Raw genomic sequence first — 21,734 nt, 5'->3', positions numbered from 1 at the left:
GACAGCCAGTACTATCCCTGCAGCAGCGAGCACCCAATAAAACTATCCGCGCGACCCTTTCATCAAATCACGCTTCATATCGATAATATTCTGATAATCCGCCACGGTTGCCGGGCCGATGTGCTGGGCACCGCCCACCGCTTTAACAAAGCAGCCGTGATCTTCTTTATCCAGTTTCTTGATGGTTGCCACCACTTTCGCTTTGAAGTCAGCGGGCAAGTTGTTGCTCACCAGAATCGGGCCGTTCGGGATTAGCGGTGACTGCCAGATAATGCGGATTTGCTTCATCAGATCCGGATGATCCATACGAATCAAACGACCAAAGGCGCCCGAGGTATAACCGCTTTCGCGGTCGCCAATCAGCGACGTCCAGGTCACCGCGCCGTCAAACTGACCGTTCAGCACGCCGAGGATGTCCTGCTCGTGGCCGCCCGAGAAGGTCACGCTGGAGAAGGTGTTGTTGTACTTGTCATCAACCGAGCCGCCGAACGCTTTCTTAAACGCCTGGTTTGGCATCAGGAAGCCGGAGGTTGAATCCGGATCGGCCATGCCGAATGATTTGCCCTTCAGGTCTTCCAGCTTTTTGTACGGGCTGTCCGCTTTAACGATCACCACCGAGTGATAGCCCTGGGAACCGTCTTTGTCATCCACCACAATGCCAACGACATCTACCGCTTTTGGGTTCTGCAGATAAACCGAGGCGTAGGAAGCTGGCGACATGCTCAGCACCAGATCGATTTTGTTGCCCAGCAGGCCCTGAATCACGCCGGAGTAGTCAGACGAGTTGCGCAGTTTGGTATCGACCTGCAATTCTTTATCGAAGAAATCTTTCACGCATTGGTTATCGCCAATCTGCTGCGTGGCGTTCTGGCCGCCGAGAATGCCGAGATTCAGTTCTTTTGGTGCTTCCGCTGCGTTAACGCCAAAAGCCATCGCAATAGTCAGTAAAGCTAAAGAGGTCAGTTTCATTGGTGGTTGTTCTCTTGCCGTGGAAGTTAGTGGAGCTGGTTAATTTCGTCGCCGTACAGCTCATGCATCAGGCCGTCGGTCAACTGGGAAGGATGTCCATCAAACAGCACTCTGCCGCGCTGAATGCCGATAACGCGGGTGCAGTAGCTTTTCACCAGTTCGATTGAGTGCAGGTTGACCATCACGCTGATGCCCTGCTCGCTCACCTGGCGCAGCACGTCCATGATGCGTTTGGTATTTTTCGGATCGAGTGACGCCACCGGCTCATCCGCCAGCAGAATGCGCGGGTTCTGCATCAGCGCCCGGCAAATCGCCACGCGCTGCATCTGGCCGCCGGAGAGGTTTTCCGCGCGCTGCAGCGCCTGCGGCAGCATGTTCATCCACTGCAACAGCTCGATGGCGCGGGCGCGGTCAGTTTCGGAAAACACTTTGAAGAACGATTTGAGCGTTGAGGTTTGGCTTAAACGCCCCAGCAGCACGTTGGTCAGCACATCGAGGCGCGGCACCAGACAGAAATCCTGGAAGATCATGCCGCATTCGCTGCGCCATTCTCGCATCTGGCGGCTATTCAGCGTCACCACATCGCGATCCACTTCGCCCTGGCGATTGCTAAGAATCGCGCCCTGTGAGGCGCTGATAGTGCCGTTGAGCATATGTAGCAGCGTCGATTTGCCTGCGCCTGAGCGGCCAATCACCGCCACCAGCTCGCCCGCATGCAGATCGAAGCTCACATTATCCAGCACCTGGTTGGCGCCGTACGCTTTGCACAATCCCTGCACCGACAGCACCTTGTTGCCCTGCCCGGTGAGGGGCGGAAAAGGATTGTCGACGACGGTTTTCAGTAATGCTTGTGCCATGGTGCACTCCATCTCTTCTGAGCGGTTGATTGCCCGCTATTACGGGCAAATCGCATGAAAGCTTGATGACAGTAAAATGATTAAACGGTGACAGCGCGTTTTCACGGCAAAGCGTGGTGATCGGCACCGCACCCATCCGGGCATTGCGCAATAAATTGCGCCGCTACGGATGGTGCGAATGGTGAGAACGGGACATACAAAACGCACGTATCCGTAGCGGCGCGATTTATCGCGCACCTAGCAAATGTCGCAGCTGCCCAAGCGTATCGCTCAGCGCGCCGTCGTTATTGAGCACATAGCAGTGCGCCGGCAAGGGTTCGGCCGCGCGCGCTAGCCTCTTCTCGATTTCCGCTTCCGACTCGCGCCCACGTTGGCGCAGCCGCTGTTCCAGCACCGGTGGCGACACCTGCAACACCAGCGGCAACAGCTGGGCACCGTAATGCTGCTGCACCCGCGGCAGATGCAGACGCGAACCGTTGACCAGCACGTTAAGTCCCTGCGCCAGCCACAGATCGATCTCCTTACCCAGCGCATAGTGCAGGCCATGCGCCTGCCAGCTGATGGCAAACAGACCGAGCGCTTCACGCCGCCGGAACTCCAGCTCGCTCAACGCCACATGGTTCTCGCCGCCGGCATCGGCCGCGCGCGTAATGTAGCGATGGGCGATCAGCAGGTTATCCGGCGGCGCCTCACGCAACGCATTCAGCAGACTGTCTTTGCCCGCGCCCGAAGGCCCGGTCAGCCAGATGAGGCGCGCCATCAGAACACCAACTTGCCTTGCGACCAGACGTGACGAATATGCGAATGTCCGTGATCGGTATGCGCCAGCACCAAATCGGCACGCAGCCCTTCGGCGATGCGACCGCGATCGTGCAGGCCAATGGCCCGTGCCGGATTACGCGTCACCAGCGCCGCCGCCTGCGGCAGCGTCAGCGTATTGCGTTCATCGGCGACCAAACGGAACACCGCGTCGAGCAGACTGGCGGGATAATAATCGGAGGAGAGAATATCCAGCAGGCCGTGGCTGGCGAGTTGCGCCGCCGCCACGTTGCCGGAGTGCGACCCGCCGCGCACGATGTTAGGCGCCCCCATCAGCACCTGCATGCCGCATTCCCGTGAGGCGCGCGCCGCTTCCAGCGTGGTGGGGAATTCGGCGATGGCGCTGCCGACATCATGCGATTCGGCGACGTGTGCCGCCGTGGCATCATCGTGGCTGGCCAGCGGAATGCCGCGCGAACGGCACAAACTGGAGATGGCATTGCGGTTCGGCGTCGAGAACTCAGCGGCCAGCGCCAGCTGTTCGCGCTCAAACTGATCCATCTGCGCGTCGCTGAGCTGATATTTGCCCTGATAATAGGTGCGATACATCTCCAGCGAGGCGTACTGGCGCTGGCCCGGCGAGTGATCCATCAGCGACACCAGCGACAGCTCCGGCGTATTCATCAGCGCTTCAAACAGCGGCAGCGTGGTGTTGTGCGGCAGCTCGCAGCGCAGATGCAAATGGTGATCGGCGCGATTAATCCCTTTGCGATTGCTGTCCTGGATCGCGTCGATCATTTTCGTCAGATTATCCAGACGATGGCCGCCATCGCGCACGTCGCCGACGCCAATCGCATCCAGCACCGTGGTTATGCCGCTGGCGACCATCAGCGCATCGTGGCTGCTCATCGCCGAATGCGCCGGCCAATCGACTTTCGGGCGTGGCGTAAAGAATTTATCGAGGTTATCGGTATGCAGCTCCACCAAACCCGGCAGCAGGAAGGCGTTTTCGCCATCCAGTGCACCCGGCAGCTGACTAACGCTGTCGCTAAAGCTGGCAATGCGTCCATCGCGGATCTCCAGCGATCCGGCCACCACTTCCTGCTCCAGCACCAGCCGGACGTTATTAATAATCATGCTTCTGCTCCTGAGTTCACTGGCTGCATGACGTGCAGGCGATCGGCTACGCGTGTGCGCACCGCTTCGTCATGGAAAATCCCGACAATGGCGGCACCACGGGCGCGCGCCTGCTCAATCAGTTCCACCACCGCGGCGCTGTTGGCGCTATCCAGCGAGGCGGTCGGCTCATCCAGCAGCAGCACCGGATAGTCGGCGATAAATCCGCGCGCGATATTGACGCGCTGCTGTTCACCGCCGGAAAAGGTCGATGGCGCTAGCGACCATAAACGCTCCGGCACGTTAAGGCGCGTTAGCAGCTCTTTGGCGCGCTTTTCGCAGAAGGCGCGTGCGGTGCCGCGCTCCAGCAACGGTTGCATGACGATCTCCAGCGTCGGCACGCGCGGAATAACGCGCAGAAACTGGCTGACCCAGCCAACGGTATGGCAGCGAATCGCCAGAATCTGCCGCGCGGGCGCACTGGCCATGTCGATCCATTCACCCTGATGTTGCAGCCAGATATGGCCGCTGTTGGCCTGATAATTGCCGTACAGCGCGCGCAGCAGCGTCGACTTTCCGCTGCCCGAGCGGCCATGCAGCACCACGCATTCGCCGCCGCTGACTTCAAGATTGGCATTCTGCAGCACCGGCAGCGCGGCGCTGCTCTGGTTGTGCAGCACAAAAGTTTTGCTGAGTTGCTCTACGCGCAATAAAGGTTGCATGTTGATGTCCTGATGTTGGTTGGTCGCCATAAATGGCACCCTTACATATGGCACGTCGCTGTCTGATGGTCGCCATGAATGGCGACCCTACACAGGGCTCGTCGTAGGGTGCGCATTAATGCGCACCGTCAGGATGGCCGCGCCGTGGTTAACTCAGCACCGATGAAACCAATAACTGGGTATACGGATGATGCGGATCGTCCAGCACCCGATCGGTCAACCCGCTCTCCACCACGCGACCCTGCTTCATCACCAGCAGGCGATGCGCCAGCAAACGCGCCACGCCGAGATCGTGCGTCACAATCACCACCGCCAGATTCAGCTCGCGCACCAGCGTACGAAGCAGATCCAGCAGTCGCGCCTGCACCGACACATCCAGACCGCCGGTCGGCTCATCCATAAACACCAGCGTCGGCTGCGTCACCAGGTTGCGCGCAATCTGTAAACGCTGCTGCATGCCGCCGGAGAAGGTGGTGGGCAGATCGTCGATACGGTTGGCGGGGATTTCGACATCCTGCAGCCAGCGCATCGCCTCTTGACGGATATCGCCATAATGGCGATTGCCCACCGCCATCAAGCGCTCGCCGATGTTGCCACCCGCCGTCACCTGCGGACGCAAACCATCCAGCGGATGCTGATGCACCACGCCCCATTCGGTGCGCAGCAGGCGGCGACGATCGCTCTCGCTCAGCTGATAGAGATCCTGCGCGCGATAGAGAATGTTGCCCTGCTGCGGCGCTAACCGCGCCGACAGGCTGCGCAGCAGCGTGGTTTTGCCCGAACCGGATTCCCCGACAATGCCTAGCACTTCGCCGGGATAGAGTTCAAAACTCACCTCTTCAAAGCCTTTGCCTGGCGCATAAAGGTGCGTCAGATTGTTGACCGCAAGCAGCGGCTGTTCACTGTGCATGCTGTTGTTCCTGCTGCTGGTGGCAAAAATCGGTATCGGAGCAGACAAACATGCGCGTACCGGCGTCATCCATCACCACCTCGTCGAGGTAGCTGTGGCGCGAACCGCATAGCGCGCAGGGTTCATCCCACTGCTGCACGCTGAACGGGTGATCATCGAAGTCGAGGCTCTCCACTTTGGTGAACGGCGGCAGCGCATAGATGCGTTTTTCACGCCCGGCACCAAACAGCTGTAGCGCCGGCATCATGTGCATCTTCGGGTTGTCGAATTTAGGGATTGGCGACGGATCCATCACGTAGCGATCGTTGACCTTCACCGGATAGGCATACGTCGTCGCGATATGGCCATAACGGGCGATATCTTCATACAGTTTCACCTGCATGATGCCGTACTCCTCCAGCGCATGCATGGTGCGGGTTTCGGTCTCGCGCGGCTCGATAAAGCGCAGCGGTTCCGGGATTGGCACCTGGAAAATCAGGATCTGATCCTCCTCCAGCGGCGTTTCGGGAATGCGGTGACGCGTCTGGATCAGCGTGGCATCAATCGTGCGTTCAGTGGTGGCCGCGCCGCTGACGCGCTGGAAGAAGCGCCGAATCGATACCGCATTGGTGGTGTCATCGGCGCCCTGATCGATCACCTTCAGCACATCGGCGTCACCAATAATGCTGGCGGTGATCTGAATGCCGCCGGTGCCCCAGCCATACGGCATCGGCATTTCGCGTCCGGCAAACGGCACCTGATAACCGGGAATCGCTACCGCTTTTAATATTGCGCGGCGGATAGTGCGTTTGGTCTGCTCATCCAGATAACCGTTGTTGTAGCCGGTTAACTCACTCATGGTTCTGCTCCTGATGCTGTTGGCGCAGCCGTTTCAGCAGCTCAAGCTCCGCCTGGAAATCGACGTAGTGCGGCAGTTTCAGGTGCGAGACAAAGCCCGCCGCTTCGACGTTGTCGGCATGCGACAGCACAAACTCTTCGTCCTGCGCCGGACCGGCAATGCGTTCGTTATACTCCGGTGCCTGCAGCGCACGATCCACCAGCGCCATCGCCATCGCTTTGCGCTCGGAGCGACCAAACACCAGGCCGTAACCGCGCGTGAAGTGCGGCGCGCTGCGGGTTTCGGTGGTGAAGCCATTGACCATTTCGCATTCGGTCAGCAGGATTTCGCCAATCTCGATGTCAAACCCCAGCTCTTCCGGGCAGATTGAGACGCTGAGATAGCCGGTGCGAATTTCGCCGGCGAACGGATGGTTACGGCCGTAGCCGCGCTGCGTCGAGTAGCCGAGTGCCAGCAAGAAGCCTTCGTCGCCGCGCACCAGCTGTTGCAGACGCGCCGCGCGCGTCGCCGGATAACCGGGCGGCTCGCGGGTGATGTCGCACGGTTCGCTGCCGTCATCCTCTTCGCGTGCCGCCAACCCTTCGTGGGTCATCATGCTGAACACGTGCGGACAACGTTGCGGCAGCGCCTGATCGTCGCGCGGCGCGGCGGGCGTTTCGCCATTGGCCAGCAGGGTAAAATCGAGCAGACGATGGCTGTAATCATAGGTTGGGCCGAGCACCTGGCCGCCGGGCAGATCTTTGTAGACGGCGGAGATACGGCGCTCAAGGCGCATCTCATCGGTTGCCAGCGCCAGGCTGTCGGCGAGGCGCGGCAGCGTGGTGCGGTAGGCGCGCAGCAGGAAGATCGCTTCGACTAAATCGCCGCTTGCCTGTTTGATTGCCAGGGCCGCCAGCTGCGGATCGTAGATGCCGCCTTCGGTCATCACGCGATCGACTGCTAAACCGAGCTGTTGTGCCACCTGATCACACTGCAATTCCGCCAGCGCGCGATCGCCACGCCGCAAATCGGCCTGCAGCTCATGGGCGCTGGCAATCGCCTTCTCGCCCCCTTTAACCGCAACGTACATCAGCACACCTCCACGTCGGTGGTGCGTGGCAGCGCCATCATCGCTTCACCGCAGGTGAAAATCAGATCCACGCCCTGCGGGAAGGGATGCGGACGCTCGCGCAGGTAGTGCAAAATCGCTTCCGGCAGCTGCGGCGCAATAGCGCGCGACTCGCGTAAACCTGGGCCAGAAAGGCGCAGGGTTAAGCCGCCGCTTAATGACGGCACTTCGACAATCAGCGTGGTGCTCTTTTCCGGTGACATATTGTCGCCAGAGGCGAACAGCGCCGGATCGGGATTGGCCGCGGCATGCGTCAGCGCAAACGGCGCATCGCGCTCATCAACAATGGGTACGCCGGTATGAAAACGCAGATTGCTGCGCACCACCTCGTTATCGATACGACCATCGAGCCACAGTGCGCTCTCCTGATCGACCAGCGTCAGCAGCACCGCCGTGGCCGCCGGCGACAGATCGCCCCAGCCCTGCTGCAGCGGCAGCGATACCATCACGCCCGGCTCGCTCATCGCTTTGAGGATGCGGCGGAAGGCGCGTTGTGCATCCGCAACCGGATGGTTAAAACTAGCCAGTAAAGTCATCAGTTATCTCCGCGAACCAGCGTAAAGAAATCCACTTTGGAGCTGGCGATCTCACGCGCACGCAGCTGACGCTGCTCTTCACGCAGTGCCGCCAGCGGGGCAATCAGTTTTTCCTGTAACAGCGCCTGGGTTTCCGGCTGTTGCAGCAGCGCATCAATCACGGCGCAGCGCTCGGCGTGGGGTTTATCGCGCCCCAGCACATAGCTAAAGCCGAGCGTGCCGTCGTGCAGTTTGACCACCGCGCGCGTCACCGTGGCATCGCCCATCACGAAGCGCTTGCCGCTGCCGCCCATGCGCGCCTGCAGGCGGGTTAGACCGGTTTCTGCCGGGCGCACGCGTTCAAAATCCGGACTCAAACGCAGCGGTTGCCAGTGCGCCTCAAGCTGGCTGGCTTCACTGTGTGCCAGCACCGAAAGCCAGTGCTGGCGGGCGGTTTGTTGTTTCATTGGTGCTCCAGTGTCAGTTCAATCATGTCGCCACGCGTCAGGCTGACGGAGTATTCCGCTACCTGGCCGTCGCTGTGCTTGTTCAGGGTGCGCACGCACAGCAGCGGCGACTGCAGCGCAATCTCCAGCTGCTTGCACTCTTTGGCCTGCGCGCGGCGGGTGCTGATGCGCGTTTGGCTGCGCGTCAGCTGCAGGCCGAGCTGCTGCTGCATAAAGTCGTGCAGCGAACCGCTGTAAAACTGCTGCAGCGCGGGCCACCAGCGAAGATCGGCGAGGAAATGGTTGATCACGCACACCGCGACGCCGTTGACGCGACGCAGCGTGCGCAGATGGATAACGTTGTCGCCTTCATTGATGCCCAGCGCGCTGGCCACGTCGCTGCTGGCCGGGCGCACCACCGCCAGCAGGCGTTCACTGGTGGGATGACTGCCCTGCTCCATCAGATTCTGGCTAAAGCGCGCCTGCGCATGCAGCGGGTAATCGTAGGGACGCATCAGTACCAAAATGCCCACGCCGTGACGCCGTTGCAGCAGCCCTTTATTCACCAGTTCGTCGACCGCACGCCGCAAGGTGTGACGGTTCACTTCGTAGTGATCGGCCAGCTGCTGTTCGGAAGGCAGATAGTCGCCACAGCGATAGCGCTCCTGCAGCGCCTGCTCGAGCTGGGCGGCAACGGCCTGGTACACAGTGGTCGGATGTCTGGATATCTCCATCACGCTCAATACCTCATCTGGTTGAGGATGGCAGCGAAGCTCGCTGCGGGATGGCGATTACATTGCGGGCGGCAGATGACAGCGCCGTGACGGCTCAATGACGCAAAGATGAATTTGCTTTACGGCAGCAGAATCGCAGCGAAACGGCAGCGGTTTTAATAAATTATTTTTAACTGTTCTGTTTGTGACAGTGTTCAAAAATTTAACGCTTATTTACATCACGCTTTCACTGGCCTTAGCGAGTACAGCTTGCAGATGTTCTGCTAAGTTAAAAGATGAATTCAACTTCCTGGGCGAAGCTTAAAATGATTAATGCGTTGAAACTATCGGATGGTTTTCGCCGCACCTTTGTTCGCGAAGTTATTTTGCCGCTGATGGCGATTTTAATGCTGACCTTTGCCGGCGCGGGCGTGGGTCTGTTCTGGGGCACGTCGTTAACCAACAATGAGGCGCGCGATCAGCAGCAGCGCATGATTGAGGCTTCATTTACCCAGAGCCTGACGGAGCATCTGCGCCAGCTGCGCAGCCTGACGCGCTGGTCGCCGCTGGCCGATCAGCTGGCGTCGTCGCATCCCGATCAAACCTGGCTGACGCAAAATGTCGGCGGCTGGCTGTATGACATGTTTGATCACCAGCTGGTGGTGCTGCTGGACCGTGACAATCAGCTGATTAACGTGTGGCGCAACGGCCAGCCGGTGCCGGATAAACGCATCGGCCCCTATTTACAAGACATGCTCACGAGCCCGCTGGTGCAAAACAGTGATGTGGTGGCCGGCCCGACCGATCACGCCGATTTCGTGCGCATTGGTCAACGCGCCGCCGCGCTGGCGGTGGGCGATATCAGCAGCACCAAACAGGCGGGACGCTATCGTCTGGTGAGCATTAAGTTCCTCGATGACGGCTATCTGCGTAACCTTGCCGATCGCAGCCAGCTGCGCCAGTTGCACTTTAGCGATAGCGAACCGGCGGAAAAAACCAAAGCGCGTTACCTGCTCAATTCACAGCAGGGCGATCCCGTCGGCTATCTCAGCTGGCAGCCGGACAAACCCGGCGCGCAGATGCTGCGCACCATCGGCCCTTCCACCTTGTTATCCGTTATCTTGATTACCCTGCTGTGTCTGGTGATGGTGCGACGCATCTGGACCTCGTCACTCAAGCTGTCACAGTCGCTGCTGAAACTGGGTGCCAGCGAAGCGCAGGCGCAGCACCTGGCTTTTCATGATGTGCTGACCGGCTTACCAAATCGCTCACTGGTGGAAGATCGCTTAACCCAGGCGCTGGCAGTGGCCGGACGCCACGATCAGCGTGTGGCGCTGCTGCTGCTGGATCTCGATCGCTTCAAGAACATCAACGATACCTATGGCCATCATGCCGGTGATGAACTGATCATCGAAGTGGCGCGCCGGCTTAACGATATCGTGCGCGCCAGCGACACCGTCGGGCGTATCGGTGGTGACGAATTCATTATTGTGATGCCGGATGTCGAGAATATTGGCCAGGTGCAATCGCTGGCGAATCGCATCATCACCCGCCTGAGCGAGCCGTATCAACTGGTGGGCAGCGAGCTGTGGGTAGGCGTCAGCATCGGCTTAGCGCTGGCGCCGAAGGATGGCATCGATCGGCTGGAGTTGATGCGCAAAGCGGATATTGCCCTGTACGATGCCAAGAATCACGGGCGCGGCCAGTATCGCCAGTTTGAGAAAGTGATGGATGAGTCGCTGCGAACTCGGCAGCAGATGGCGGCGGATTTGCGCCAGGCACTGGTGAAATTCGAGGGGCTGGCGGTGTGGTATCAGCCGTTGATGGATATCAGCGGCCAGCAGGTGGTCGGTCTCGAAGCGCTGCTGCGTTGGCACCATGCGGTGCGCGGTGATGTCTCGCCAGGTGATTTCATCGCCATTGCCGAAGAGACCGGAATGATCATTCCGCTCGGCGAATGGGTGCTGCGCCAGGCCTGCAAAACCGCGCTCAAGCTGCCCGAGATCGTGGTGGCGGTCAATGTTTCACCGGTGCAGTTCCGCGCCACTAATTTTGTCGAGCGCATCATCAACATTGTGCAGGAAGAAGGCGCCGATCCGAAACGCATGGAGTTAGAAATCACCGAGGGCGTGCTGATTGAGGATGAACACGAGGCACGCAACAGTATCATCGCACTGCGTGACGCCGGTTTCCGCATTGCGTTGGATGATTTTGGCACCGGCTATTCCAGCCTCAATTACCTCAGCAGCTTCCCGGTGGATAAAATCAAAATCGACCGTTCGTTTACACAGTCGCTGGGAGTGGCGCAGAACTCCACCGCGATTGTCGAATCGGTGGTGCGGCTGGGTCATGCGATGGGATTAACCGTCACCGCCGAGGGTGTGGAAACCGAAAGTCAGAAAAATGCGCTGGCCGATGCCGGCTGCAATCAGCTGCAGGGGTATTTGTTTAGTCACGCGGTGCCATTCGAAGAGATTGAGAAGATGGTGTAAACGCCAGAATACCAGGTCGCCATGAATGGCGACCCTACAGAAAACTGTCCCAATGCCGAATATCGTCGTAGGGTCGCCATTCATGGCGACCTGAAGAACCACTCCGCACGCAATAAATTAATTTTGAATACGTCACTCAGAATTAAAAAACCTTCATCGCCCTCTCGCCGCGATTAATACAATCTTAACTGGCATGGAGGCCATCATGAAAAATCGCAAATACCCACGGCTCAAAAATTACGATTACAGCACCAGCGGGGCGTATTTCATCACTATCGTTTGCCATCGCCGCGCACCTTTATTTGGCCTATTCATCGCAGCAGAATTCTGCCTCACGCCGATTGGGGACTATGCTATTAAAGCCTGGCAGGCCTTACCACAACGCCACAACGCTATTACCCTTGATGCCTTTGTCCTGATGCCGAATCACCTTCATGGCATTATTTGGCTAAATGAAAGCACGCATAGATCCCTGCAAAATGTGGTTAATTGGTTTAAAGCGGAGATAACGCGTGAAACTGGAATAAAGTTATGGCAACGCAGTTTTTACGAGCGCGTGATTCGGGATGAAAAAGAGTTATTCAATATTCGAAAATATATAGCAGAGAATCCTAAAAAGTGGGAGCTGGATAGATTATATGTGGGTTAACAATGTGCGGCAATCAACCAGGTCGCCATGAATGGCGACCCTACAGAAAAATGTGCCAATGCCGAATATCATCGTAGGGTCGCCATTTATGGCGACCTGAACTTTAACTTACGACGGAAAATCCGTATCAATCGAGGTCTGTTTCCACGCTTCGATCTGCGTCAGGCGCTCTTTTAATTTTTCGGTCACCGCATCATAACCCCATGCGCCCATCACTAAATGGCGTGGGGGATTGGCGTGTTCGGTGATGGCGATCATCGCGGTGGCTGCACGCGCCGGATCGCCCGCCTGGGTGCCGCTGTATTCAGACGTGGATTTCATGCGTGCCGCCGCGGTTTCGGCGTATTCCGGCAGCTTGCTCGGCGTTTGATGCAGCGAACGACCGGCCCAATCGGTACGGAACGGACCGGGTTCAACGCAGGTCACGTGGATGCCGAGCGGTGCCGTTTCTAACGCCAGTGAATCAGACCAGCCTTCCACAGCGTGTTTGCTCGCGGAGTAATAACCCGAGCTGGCAAAGCCGATAAATCCGGCCACGGAGGTGATGTTAATAATGTGACCGCTGCGCGCCTTGCGCATGGCGGGTAGCACCGCGCGGGTCAGCGCAAACAGGCCGAACACGTTGGCATCGAACTGGGCGCGAATCTCTTTCTCTTCGCCCTCTTCCACTGAACTTTGATAACCGTAACCGGCGTTGTTCACCAGCACATCCACGCCGCCGAACTTATCGATAGCCGCGCTGACCGCTTGTTCGATGCTGGCCTGATCGGTGACGTCCAACGCTAGCGCGATGGCATTATCGTGGCCCGTCACCAGATCCTGCACTTTCGCCGCATCACGCGCGGTCACCACGGTGTGAAAACCGCGCGCGATGGCTTGCTGTGCCAGTTCGCGACCAAAACCGGTTGAACAGCCTGAAATGAACCACACCGGAGTCGTTGCTGAAGCCATAGTGATGTCCCCTTGTAAGCGAAGGCGCCCGATGAAAGCTCATCGGGCAAAGAGAGTAACTATGGCAAAGTCGTTTCAGGACGATTAGCGTTGCGTGCGACTAGTTCAGCATCGCCGGATAGCGCTGCCTGAGCTGGTCCAAAATAGCGTGCATCTGTTCATCCAGCGGCAGCGATGCGCTTTGCGCGGCCACCGCCGTAAACACTTGCTGTTTGAGGAAGTGCCGCCAGCTGACCGGTGCCGCCGCCAGAAATGCCGTGAGCAAACGATAGCGCTCCGGCGTCCACACCGCTTCAAATGCCGTGCGCGCTGCGCCGTGATCGAAATGTTGCGCTGCGCTGCCACGCATCTCTGCCCGCAGCCGGGCCGTGGCGTGGTGGTCGATCTCCCCGTCGCGTAGCGCCACGCCATAACTGTCACGTGCCGCCTGCTCAGAGACAAAACCGCAGCGCACATCCTGTAATACCTGCTGCACTTCGCGCTCCACCGGCAAGCCGTAACCGCCAGCGCCTGGACCGCGCACCTCAACGATATCGCCCGGTTGGCAGTGGATTACATCGGTGTTGCCGTGCTCGATGGCCACCCCATTGCGCAGCGTGCGGAAGTGCGACAGGCCACCAGACGCTCCACCCAGCACCCCCGCCGAGGCGAACACCGAACGATTACGGTTACGCGCCGTCACCGTGCTGTTGGGGGCAGAGATTTCAAACGCCATTTCTGTGGCTAAGCCACCGCGATAGCGTCCGGCCCCCGCGCTGTCGGCGGCTAAGCCGTAGCGATGGAAATGGATCGGCACTTCGGCTTCGTTGATCTCAATCGGGGTATTTTTCAGGAAGGCTGACAAACCGCCCGAACCATCCGGCCCATCGTGACGCGGCGTGCCACCCGCACCGCCGCCGACCGGGCCCAGTGAGGCCACTACGCTGCGGTTGGCGCTGTCGGTAGTGCGAATGTTCATGATCGAGTTGCCGCCGGGCGAGTTAGCCGGTAAGCGATCGGGAATCGCCTGCGAGAACACCCCGAGCGTAGCGATTTGCGATAGCGCACAGGTCAGTGAGCGCATCCCCACCGCCGCCGGCGCTTCGCAATTCATTACCGTGCCCGGCGGTAATATGGCGCGCGTTGGGCGCAGCGTGCCGGCGTTGAGCAACAGCTTACTGTTCAGCGTCGAAAGCACGTAAGTGACGCCAACCAGCGCCAGCGGATGCCGCTCGCGCCCGCCGGTCGGCATATTCAGTGACGAAGCGAGCTGCGGATCGCTGCCGGTGTAATCCAGCTCCAGCGTTTCACCCGTCACGCGCAAGGTAATCGCCACACGGCACGGGAAGCCGCCCTCGCCATCTTCATCGGCGAAATCGGCATAGAAGTATTCACCATCGGGAATCGTGGCGATAATGCTGCGCGCCTGCGCTTCAGCGTAATCGAGAATGCCGGCAATGCCCTGCAGAAAATCCACCACGCCAAAGCGCGCAATGATGTCGTGGATCTTGCGCTCGCCAACGTTAACCGACGCAATTTGCGCTTTGAAGTCGCCCCAGTTTTGCTCCGGTGCGCGCACGTTGAGGCGCATAATGCGCGCCACTTCCTCATTCAGTTCGCCATTGCGCACGATTTTCAGCGGCGGAATACGAATGCCCTCCTGCACAATATCGGTGAGCGAGCGTGATAACGAGGCCGGTACCGCGCCGCCAACGTCGGTGTTGTGGATGTGCCCCACCACAAAGCAGACAATCTCGCCGCCGTGAAATACCGGCTTCCAGATATGAATATCCGGCGAGTGCGTCGCCACGTTACCGGCGTAGGCGTCGTTGGTGATGCAGATATCTCCCTCATCATAACGGTCGATCAACGCCAATACCGGAGCGTAATCGATGCCGCTGTACCAGGGCGCGCCGAAGCTGCGCGGTGAGGCAAACGCCAGGCCATCGCGGCTGACGATCTGGCAGGAGAAATCTTCGGTCTCTTTGACAAAGGTTGAGTGCGCGGTGCGCATCAAGGTAAAGGCCATGGCATCGGCGGCGGCCGCGCAGTAGTTAGCCAGAATTTGCAGGTTACGTCCGTCAATTGCCATGTTAGTGCGCCTCCACAGGCGTGATCAGCAGGTTGCCGAAACTGTCCACATCCACCTGCATATGCGGTGGCACGCAGGTGGTGCAGTCATCCTGCGCGATAATCACCGGACCGCTAAGCTGGTGTCCGGCGCGCAGCGTGGCGCGTAGCACCACATCAACCTGATGCGTCGCACCGTCGATCCACGCGCTAACCTGCTGCGCCACAACCACCGGCGCCTCTGCTGCCGCCAGCGTCATCAGCGTCGGTTTGGCTGTGGGAGACGCGATCACCAGACGTAGATTGATGATTTGCACCGCCGCGCGGGCATCACAATGACCAAACAGCTGCTGATGCTGGCGATCAAAGGCATCGTGCAGTGCCGCAACATTGGTCTGCGCCAGCCATGCTGGCTCCAGCACCACTTCGATTTCGAACGACTGGCCGCGATAGCGCATATCCGCGCTGTAGTGCAGCGTGAACGGCATGCTGGCGCCGTGCTGCTCGCTCAGCCAGGCACGGGCGCGCTGGCTGAGTGCCTCGGCTTCGCTGGCCAAACGATCGGCCAGCGCGGCATCGAGATCGCTATACAGCGTGCGAATAAAGTCGTTGCGGATATCGGCGACTACTCCGCCAAGCGCGGACAATACGCCCGGCGTCAGCGGCACAATGACGCCTTTCATGTTCAATTCACGTGCGAGGAAGCAGCCCATCATCGGGCCGGCGCCGCCAAACGCGAGGAACCAGAACTCTCGCGGATCGAGACCAAAGCGCGACAGCAAGCCGCTGGTGTCGCCATACATGCTGGAGATCGCCAGCTCGATGGCGGTTTCAGCGGTCTCTTCCACGCTGATGCCGAGCGCAGCGGCCAGCGGCTGCCAGGCCGCGCGCGCGGCGGCGACATCGACGCTCACCGCGTTATAGCCGAGCGTACCGTGACCGATCATGCCGCAGGCGGCAAAGGCATCGGTGGCGGTTGGCTGGGTGCCGCCGCGCTGAAAGCATACCGGCCCCGGCAGCGAACCGGCGCTGTCCGGCCCCATCTGCAGCACGCCCTGATTATCGATCCACGCCAGGGAACCGCCGCCCTGACCTACCGAGGTCACCGCCACGGACGGAATATAAATCGGGAAATCGCCGATGATTTCCCCGTTGCCCTGCGCGACCTGTCCATTAACGATCACCGCCACATCCGCGCTGGTGCCGCCAATATCCAGGCTAAGAATTTTGTCAAAACCGCAGGCCGTGGCGAGGAAACTGGCACCGATCACGCCAGACGCGGTGCCGGACAGCACCATCTGCACGCACTCACGCTTCGCCTGCTCCACGCCCATCACCCCGCCGTTGGATTTAGTGATGCGCGGCGGGGGTGTTACGCCCATGGTTTGCAAGGCACGCTCAAATGACTCGAGGTAGTTGATCACCATCGGCTGCACATAGGCGTTAATGGTGGCGGTGGTGGTGCGTTCATATTCGCGGGTGATGGGCCAGATATCGGCGGAACAGGAGGTCAGCAGCTCGGGCGCATGCTGATCAATAATGGCTTTCACCGCCGCTTCATTGTGGCGATTGCGGTAGCTGTGCAGCAGCGCCACCACAATGCCCTGACAACCTGCGGCGCGCGCGGCGGCAATCGCCTCCAGCACGCTTTGCCGATCCACCTCATGCACTATGTTGCCGAGGCGATCGGTGCGCTCTTTGATGGCAAACACCCGGTCACGCGAAATTAAGGGGGCCGGTCGACGTGAAAACAGATCGTGAATATGGGGAATCTTCAGGCGCGCCAGCTCCAGCACATCGCAAAAACCGTCGGTGGCGAACAGCGCCAGCCGCACGCCGCGCCGCTGGATTACCGCATTAATGCCCACGGTGGTGCCGTGGGTAAAGTGATTAATCTGTTGCGGGTCGATAGCGTCGCGCTGCTGCAGCTGGGTTAATCCAGTGAGGATTTCGCTGCCGGGTTGATCCGGTCGCGACAGCACTTTCAAGGTGTGGAGCTGATTGGTTTGTTCATCCAGCACGGCGAAATCGGTGAACGATCCGCCAATATCGACGCCAACGCGGTAACCCATGTCAAAGCTCCGTTATCAGGAGGGAGGAAATTCCATCAGTTTTTGTGGATCCTGCACCACGCGCCAGCCGAGGCGTTGATACAGCTGATGGGCATCATTGGTCGACAGCATCCAGCGGTGAACCGTGGCCAGTTCCGGATGCGCCCGTACGCAGCTCGCCAGCCAGCTGCCCAGGCCGTGACCGCGCCAGTTTTCATCTATCATCACATCGCACAGCCAGCCGAAACGGGTGTAATCGGTGACCAGGCGCGCAAAGCCAATCGGCTGCTGCAGGTGATAGACACCAAACGGCAGCGAACCGGCAAAGGCGCGCTCGGTTTTAGCGCGCGTCTGATCTTTGGCCCAGTACGATTTTTCCGTGAGCTGCGTGTGGATCCACGCCATATCGAGGCGTTGACGCTCGGTGGATATGGTGAAGTCATCGCGCTGCCATAGCTGGTCGGCAATAGTGAAGGCGGTCATGGCAACTCCTTGTAAGCGGTTAGATTGAGTGTAAAGGTGAGTAGCCAGCGTACGCCGCTGAAGCGGCAGTTTGAACCAGCAAGATAAAGGGAATTTAGGGCGCGGAAGAAATTTTATGCTGTGGGGGAAAAGAAGGATTGTTATTCGTCCCGGTGCGCATAAATGCGCACCCTACAAGATCGTAGGGTCGCCATTTATGGCGACCTGGTTAAAACATTAAACGCCAAACTCCACGGAATTCTGTTTCGAAATCAGCGATCTTAGCGGCACGCTGCTTTTCATAATCGGTGACTTAATCACGATATAACTGAAGTACTTATCGATGCCGATCTGCGCATCAAGCATCTTCTCAATCACTTCCTGGTAGTGTTCAATGCTGCGGGTAATAAAGCGCAGCAAATAGTCGTAACCGCCGGTGATCAGGTGGCACTCCATCAACTCATCCACCTCGCGCACCGCGTTTTCGAATTTCATAAAATCTTCGCGGCGATGGCCAGAAAGCGTGACTTCAGTGAAAACCGTCACGGAATCGGTGATTTTGGTCAGATTGATGTGGGCTTCATAACCGTTGATAAACCCAGCCTGCTCCAGACGCTTGACCCGTTGCAGGCACGGACTGGGTGAAAGCCCGACGGCGTCGGCGAGATTGACGTTGCTAATACGGCCATCTTTCTGGAGCTGTACCAGAATATTGATGTCGATGCGGTCGAGTTTCATTAAGCCGTTCATAGCACCCCTCATTGCCAACCATTTAGGTTTACCCTCCCGAAGATATAACACGCTTTAAGGTAAATGTGCTATCTCGTTAACTGGTTATACCAGCGGGAGGTTTTCAAATTACTGCTGCAATTTCAATGAGGAAGCCGGATTAACCCAGTCGTCCACTGGCGCGTGCCAGCGCGATATCAAAAATATGCAACGCCTCTTCCAGCTGCGAATCGGTGGTCACCAGCGGCGCAAGGAACCGCACGGTGTTGCGGTGAATGCCGCACTTAATCAGCAGTAAACCCTCCTGGCAGGCGCAGTCGAGGATTTTCTGCGTCATGGCAGCGTCCGGACGCTTGGTTTCGAAGTCGATGATCTCCACCGCCTGCATAAAACCAATGCCGCGCACATCACCGATGCAGGCATATTTTTCCGCCAGCTGCTGCAGGCGTGCATTAAGCTGTTCACCGAGCTGATTCGAACGTGCCAGCAGATTGTCATTCTCCAGCAGATCCAGCACCGCCAGCGCCGCCGCACAGGCCAGCGCGTTGCCGCCGTACGTGCCGCCCAATCCGCCAGGCTGTGGCGCATCCATGATCGCCGCTTTGCCCACCACGCCCGAAATCGGCAAACCGCCGCCAATACTTTTCGCCACCGTCACCAGATCCGGCGTGATGCCGAGATGCTGAAAGGCAAACATCTTGCCGGTACGACCAAAGCCGGTTTGCACCTCGTCGAGAATCAGCACGATGCCATGCTTCTCGGTAATGCGACGCAGTGCCTGCATAAAGTGGGCGCCGGCCTGCAGGAAACCGCCATCGCCCTGCACCGGTTCGATAATGATTGCTGCCACGCGCTCTGGCGCAATCTGCACCGCAAACAGCTGATCCAGCGCCTGCAGACAGTCGTCATCGCTCACGCCGTGAAACGCATTCGGGAACGGCAAACGGTAAATATCGGACGGGAACGGACCGAAGTTCTGCTTATAGGGTGCCGACATGCCGGTCAGCGTGGTACCAAGCAGCGTACGGCCGTGGAAGGCGCCGTCGAAAGCAATAATGCCGCTGCGTTTGGTGTGGGCGCGGGCAATTTTGACGGCATTTTCTACCGCTTCCGCCCCGCTGGTGAAGAACACGCTTTTAAACGCTTCACCGCCACCCACCAGCGCATTGAGGCGCTTGGCCAGCTCGATATAGCCGGGATACGCCACCACCTGGAAACAGGCGTGCGATACCAAACCCAGCTGTTTGGTCACCGCGTTCACCACCGCTGGATGGTTGTGGCCGACATTTAATACGCCGATGCCGCCTACAAAATCCAGATAGCGATTGCCCTCCACGTCCCACACTTCGCTGCCCTTTGCCCGCTCAATCACCAGCGGATGCGCGGTGACCACGCCACGCGGCACATGCTGCTCACGCGCGTCCAGTAACAGGCTGTTATCGGTATAGGTTTGCTGCTCCGCCATGACATTCTGCATTCTAAAAACCCTCTTTCACGTAACGTTCGGTTGGCTCAAGTATCGCAATCGGTTGGTTTGTCACGCTGCCGTAATCGCGCGGGCAGCGGCATTTCCTGTCAAAATCCCAGGCGTTTCAGCAGGGAAATTCGGCGTCTGGATCAGTATCCGCGCTGGCGATCGATGAGTCCGACCATCGGTTCACCACGCTGGTAGCGACGCAGGTTGTCGAGCAGCGCGGCGACGGCGCTGTCCGTTTGCGTCTGGCTGGCGATGTGCGGCGTGAGCCAAATCGCCGGATGCTGCCAGAAAGGATGCCCGGCGGGCAGCGGCTCGGGATCGGTCACATCGATCACCGCCGCGCTGAGTTTGCCGCTCGCCAGCGCCGCCAAAAGATCGTCTTCATTTAGCTGCGGACCGCGTCCCACCTGCACCAGCGCCGCGCCGTCGGGTAACTGCGCAAACAGCTGCGTATTGAGCAAACCCCGCGTGCTGTCGGTGAGCGGCAGCAAGCACACCAGAATGTCGCTGTGGATAAGGAAATCGCCGAGCTGTTCACTGCCGTGCCAGCAGCGTACGCCCGCGATCTCGCGCGGTGTACGGCTCCAGCCGGCGCAGTCAAAACCCAGCGCGACCAGCTGTTTTAATGCCGCCTGACCGAGTTCGCCGAGGCCCATCACACCGACGCGGCGCTGGCTGGCGGTGCGAATCGGATGGGTTTGCCACTGTTCTGCGCGCTGCTGCTGGAAGTAGCGCGGCATATCACGATGCAGCCCCAACACCGCAAAGGTGACGTATTCAACCATGCCCTGCGTCAGGCCGGGTTCGATCATGCGCACCACCGGCAAATCCGGCGGCAGTTGACTGAGATCGAACTGATCTGCACCCGCGCCCACCGAGAGCAGCGCTTTGAGGTTAGGAAAGGTGCGCATCAGGTTTTCCGGTGGCTGCCACGCCACCAGCAGCTCAACCTGCTGTGCATCACCGATATCTGGCCAGATATGCAGCTGAATATCTGGCGCATGCTGTGCCAGCCAGCGCTGCCAGTGCGCGCCGCGTGTGGCTTCTGATTTATAGACGATATGCATCAGGCCATCGCCTGGGTCATCAACCCAAACGCCTGCATGCCACCGGTCTGCGGTGACCATGGCGTTCCCCGTACCATGGTGGTTGGTGCATCCACCTGCACCAAACCGAGCGTCTGCAGCCAGGCCGCCAGCGGCAGCGCGCCGTCCGTGTCGATACGCACGAACTCACCGCGCAGGCCTTGCATCAGTGCCGCGACCAGCGCTGTTGCGCTATCGCTATTGAGAGCGATTACCGGACCAATCGCCCAGCCGTGACCGAAGCGGCGCAGGCTGGCAAAACCGTGCACGCGCTGTTGCGCATCCTGCAACAGCACGGTTTGAAAATCGTTAATCAGGCTGTTGATCAGAGCGGGACGCCACATGCCGTGCGCTTGGTGATCAAGTTCGATCAGCAGATCGGCGTCTGTGGCTTGCGCGTTACGCAGCGTTAAGCCAGCAGGAATGCTGACCGCGGGCACCGCCGCCAGCTCGCGCGTTTGATGCTGCTGAATCTGGCCGGTGACGCTAAAACCGAGCTTCTGATACAGCCCTTTGCCCATTTCTGTAGCGTGCAGACGAATGTTGTACTGCGGGAATTTCTCCAGCAGTGCCAGCATCAGCTGCTTGCCGATACCCCGGCCCTGGAACTGAGGATTCACCACTACCAAGCCGATGGTTGCCGCCTGCTCGCCCCAGCGCCAGCCAAAGGCGCTGCCGACAAATTCGCCCTGCTGTTCTGCCACTACGCCTTCACCCAGCGCCAGCGCCTGCTGCCAGTCTTCACGACGGTGCGGCCACTTGAGCTGTTGGGTGATGGCGTAGCCGTGTTCAATATCGTCCTGCGTCATTGCGCGTAGTGTGATCATGGTTGTTCC

21 protein-coding genes are annotated in these 21,734 nt (G+C 59.0%); 2 read left to right on the top strand and 19 right to left on the bottom strand.

The annotated features are described in order from the left end of the window. Positions 1-42: 42 nt before the first annotated feature. The 11 genes from phnD to phnF all read right to left on the bottom strand — a co-directional run bounded on the left by phnD (position 43) and on the right by phnF (position 8,974). A complete protein-coding gene (gene phnD, locus AC790_RS17045) occupies positions 43-969 on the bottom strand; it encodes a phosphonate ABC transporter substrate-binding protein (protein ID WP_007891764.1) in 927 nt (308 codons plus the stop codon). A gap of 26 nt (positions 970-995) precedes the next feature. After that, positions 996-1,826 carry a phosphonate ABC transporter ATP-binding protein gene (gene phnC, locus AC790_RS17040; protein WP_007891765.1) on the bottom strand — a complete coding sequence of 277 codons (831 nt, stop codon included), beginning with the start codon at positions 1,824-1,826 and terminating at the stop codon, positions 996-998. A 226-nt stretch (positions 1,827-2,052) separates the two neighbouring features. After that, the gene (gene phnN / locus AC790_RS17035; protein ID WP_049852538.1) at positions 2,053-2,586 is read right to left on the bottom strand and encodes a ribose 1,5-bisphosphokinase; all 534 of its coding nucleotides are present in this window, start codon (positions 2,584-2,586) and stop codon (positions 2,053-2,055) included. After that, positions 2,586-3,722, bottom strand: coding sequence for an alpha-D-ribose 1-methylphosphonate 5-triphosphate diphosphatase (phnM, locus tag AC790_RS17030; protein WP_049852537.1), 1,137 nt, complete (start codon positions 3,720-3,722; stop codon positions 2,586-2,588). The genes phnN and phnM overlap by 1 nt, the downstream gene beginning before the upstream one ends. Continuing rightward, positions 3,719-4,423, bottom strand: a complete 705-nt coding sequence (gene phnL / locus AC790_RS17025; RefSeq protein ID WP_152929140.1) for a phosphonate C-P lyase system protein PhnL — start codon at positions 4,421-4,423, stop codon at positions 3,719-3,721. The genes phnM and phnL overlap by 4 nt, the downstream gene beginning before the upstream one ends. 148 nt (positions 4,424-4,571) lie before the next feature. Further along, positions 4,572-5,333, bottom strand: coding sequence for a phosphonate C-P lyase system protein PhnK (gene phnK / locus AC790_RS17020; protein WP_007891770.1), 762 nt, complete (start codon positions 5,331-5,333; stop codon positions 4,572-4,574). Then, a complete protein-coding gene (locus AC790_RS17015; RefSeq protein WP_049852535.1) occupies positions 5,323-6,171 on the bottom strand; it encodes an alpha-D-ribose 1-methylphosphonate 5-phosphate C-P-lyase PhnJ in 849 nt (282 codons plus the stop codon). The genes phnK and AC790_RS17015 overlap by 11 nt, the downstream gene beginning before the upstream one ends. After that, positions 6,164-7,240: a carbon-phosphorus lyase complex subunit PhnI gene (locus tag AC790_RS17010; RefSeq protein WP_049852534.1), complete on the bottom strand. Its 1,077-nt coding sequence runs from the start codon at positions 7,238-7,240 to the stop codon at positions 6,164-6,166. The genes AC790_RS17015 and AC790_RS17010 overlap by 8 nt, the downstream gene beginning before the upstream one ends. After that, complete coding sequence (phnH, locus tag AC790_RS17005) at positions 7,240-7,815, bottom strand: phosphonate C-P lyase system protein PhnH (RefSeq protein ID WP_007891775.1); 576 nt, start codon at positions 7,813-7,815, stop codon at positions 7,240-7,242. Before phnH ends, AC790_RS17010 begins: the two co-directional genes overlap by 1 nt. Next, on the bottom strand, positions 7,815-8,261 hold the full coding sequence (phnG, locus tag AC790_RS17000; RefSeq protein ID WP_007891778.1) for a phosphonate C-P lyase system protein PhnG: 447 nt from the start codon (positions 8,259-8,261) through the stop codon (positions 7,815-7,817). Before phnG ends, phnH begins: the two co-directional genes overlap by 1 nt. Beyond that, positions 8,258-8,974, bottom strand: coding sequence for a phosphonate metabolism transcriptional regulator PhnF (phnF, locus tag AC790_RS16995; protein ID WP_049852533.1), 717 nt, complete (start codon positions 8,972-8,974; stop codon positions 8,258-8,260). Before phnF ends, phnG begins: the two co-directional genes overlap by 4 nt. Before the next feature lie 305 nt (positions 8,975-9,279). On the opposite strand from phnF, the gene AC790_RS16990 reads away from it, so the two are divergent. Together AC790_RS16990 and AC790_RS16985 are read left to right on the top strand one after the other, a co-directional pair. Continuing rightward, positions 9,280-11,445 carry an EAL domain-containing protein gene (locus tag AC790_RS16990; RefSeq protein WP_049852532.1) on the top strand — a complete coding sequence of 722 codons (2,166 nt, stop codon included), beginning with the start codon at positions 9,280-9,282 and terminating at the stop codon, positions 11,443-11,445. A 205-nt stretch (positions 11,446-11,650) separates the two neighbouring features. Further along, positions 11,651-12,094: a transposase gene (locus AC790_RS16985; protein WP_049852531.1), complete on the top strand. Its 444-nt coding sequence runs from the start codon at positions 11,651-11,653 to the stop codon at positions 12,092-12,094. Between the two features lie 108 nt (positions 12,095-12,202). Here AC790_RS16985 and AC790_RS16980 read toward each other — a convergent pair whose 3' ends face one another. The 8 genes from AC790_RS16980 to AC790_RS16945 form a co-directional block, all read right to left on the bottom strand. Beyond that, entirely contained in the window at positions 12,203-13,045 is an 843-nt protein-coding gene (locus AC790_RS16980; RefSeq protein WP_007890958.1) for an oxidoreductase, read from the bottom strand. A gap of 100 nt (positions 13,046-13,145) precedes the next feature. Then, positions 13,146-15,116, bottom strand: a complete 1,971-nt coding sequence (locus tag AC790_RS16975; RefSeq protein WP_049852530.1) for a hydantoinase B/oxoprolinase family protein — start codon at positions 15,114-15,116, stop codon at positions 13,146-13,148. 1 nt (position 15,117) lies between these two features. Then, positions 15,118-17,166: a hydantoinase/oxoprolinase family protein gene (locus AC790_RS16970; protein WP_049852529.1), complete on the bottom strand. Its 2,049-nt coding sequence runs from the start codon at positions 17,164-17,166 to the stop codon at positions 15,118-15,120. 15 nt (positions 17,167-17,181) lie between these two features. After that, positions 17,182-17,628 carry a GNAT family N-acetyltransferase gene (locus tag AC790_RS16965; protein WP_049852528.1) on the bottom strand — a complete coding sequence of 149 codons (447 nt, stop codon included), beginning with the start codon at positions 17,626-17,628 and terminating at the stop codon, positions 17,182-17,184. 216 nt (positions 17,629-17,844) lie between these two features. Beyond that, the gene (locus tag AC790_RS16960) at positions 17,845-18,357 is read right to left on the bottom strand and encodes an Lrp/AsnC family transcriptional regulator (RefSeq protein ID WP_007890964.1); all 513 of its coding nucleotides are present in this window, start codon (positions 18,355-18,357) and stop codon (positions 17,845-17,847) included. A 139-nt stretch (positions 18,358-18,496) separates the two neighbouring features. Continuing rightward, positions 18,497-19,813 (bottom strand): 4-aminobutyrate--2-oxoglutarate transaminase, encoded by a 1,317-nt coding sequence (gene gabT, locus AC790_RS16955; protein ID WP_007890965.1) that lies wholly within the window; start codon positions 19,811-19,813, stop codon positions 18,497-18,499. Positions 19,814-19,953: 140 nt separating this feature from the next. Beyond that, positions 19,954-20,880, bottom strand: a complete 927-nt coding sequence (locus tag AC790_RS16950) for a glyoxylate/hydroxypyruvate reductase A (RefSeq protein ID WP_049852527.1) — start codon at positions 20,878-20,880, stop codon at positions 19,954-19,956. Further along, positions 20,880-21,725 (bottom strand): GNAT family N-acetyltransferase, encoded by an 846-nt coding sequence (locus tag AC790_RS16945; RefSeq protein WP_049852526.1) that lies wholly within the window; start codon positions 21,723-21,725, stop codon positions 20,880-20,882. Before AC790_RS16945 ends, AC790_RS16950 begins: the two co-directional genes overlap by 1 nt. Positions 21,726-21,734: the final 9 nt, after the last annotated feature.

Source organism: Pantoea sp. RIT-PI-b (genome assembly GCF_001187905.1).
Lineage (GTDB): Bacteria > Pseudomonadota > Gammaproteobacteria > Enterobacterales > Enterobacteriaceae > Pantoea > Pantoea nemavictus.
The sequence above is the reverse complement of the archived record's forward strand: the minus strand, read 5'-3'. Positions and strand labels throughout refer to the sequence as shown.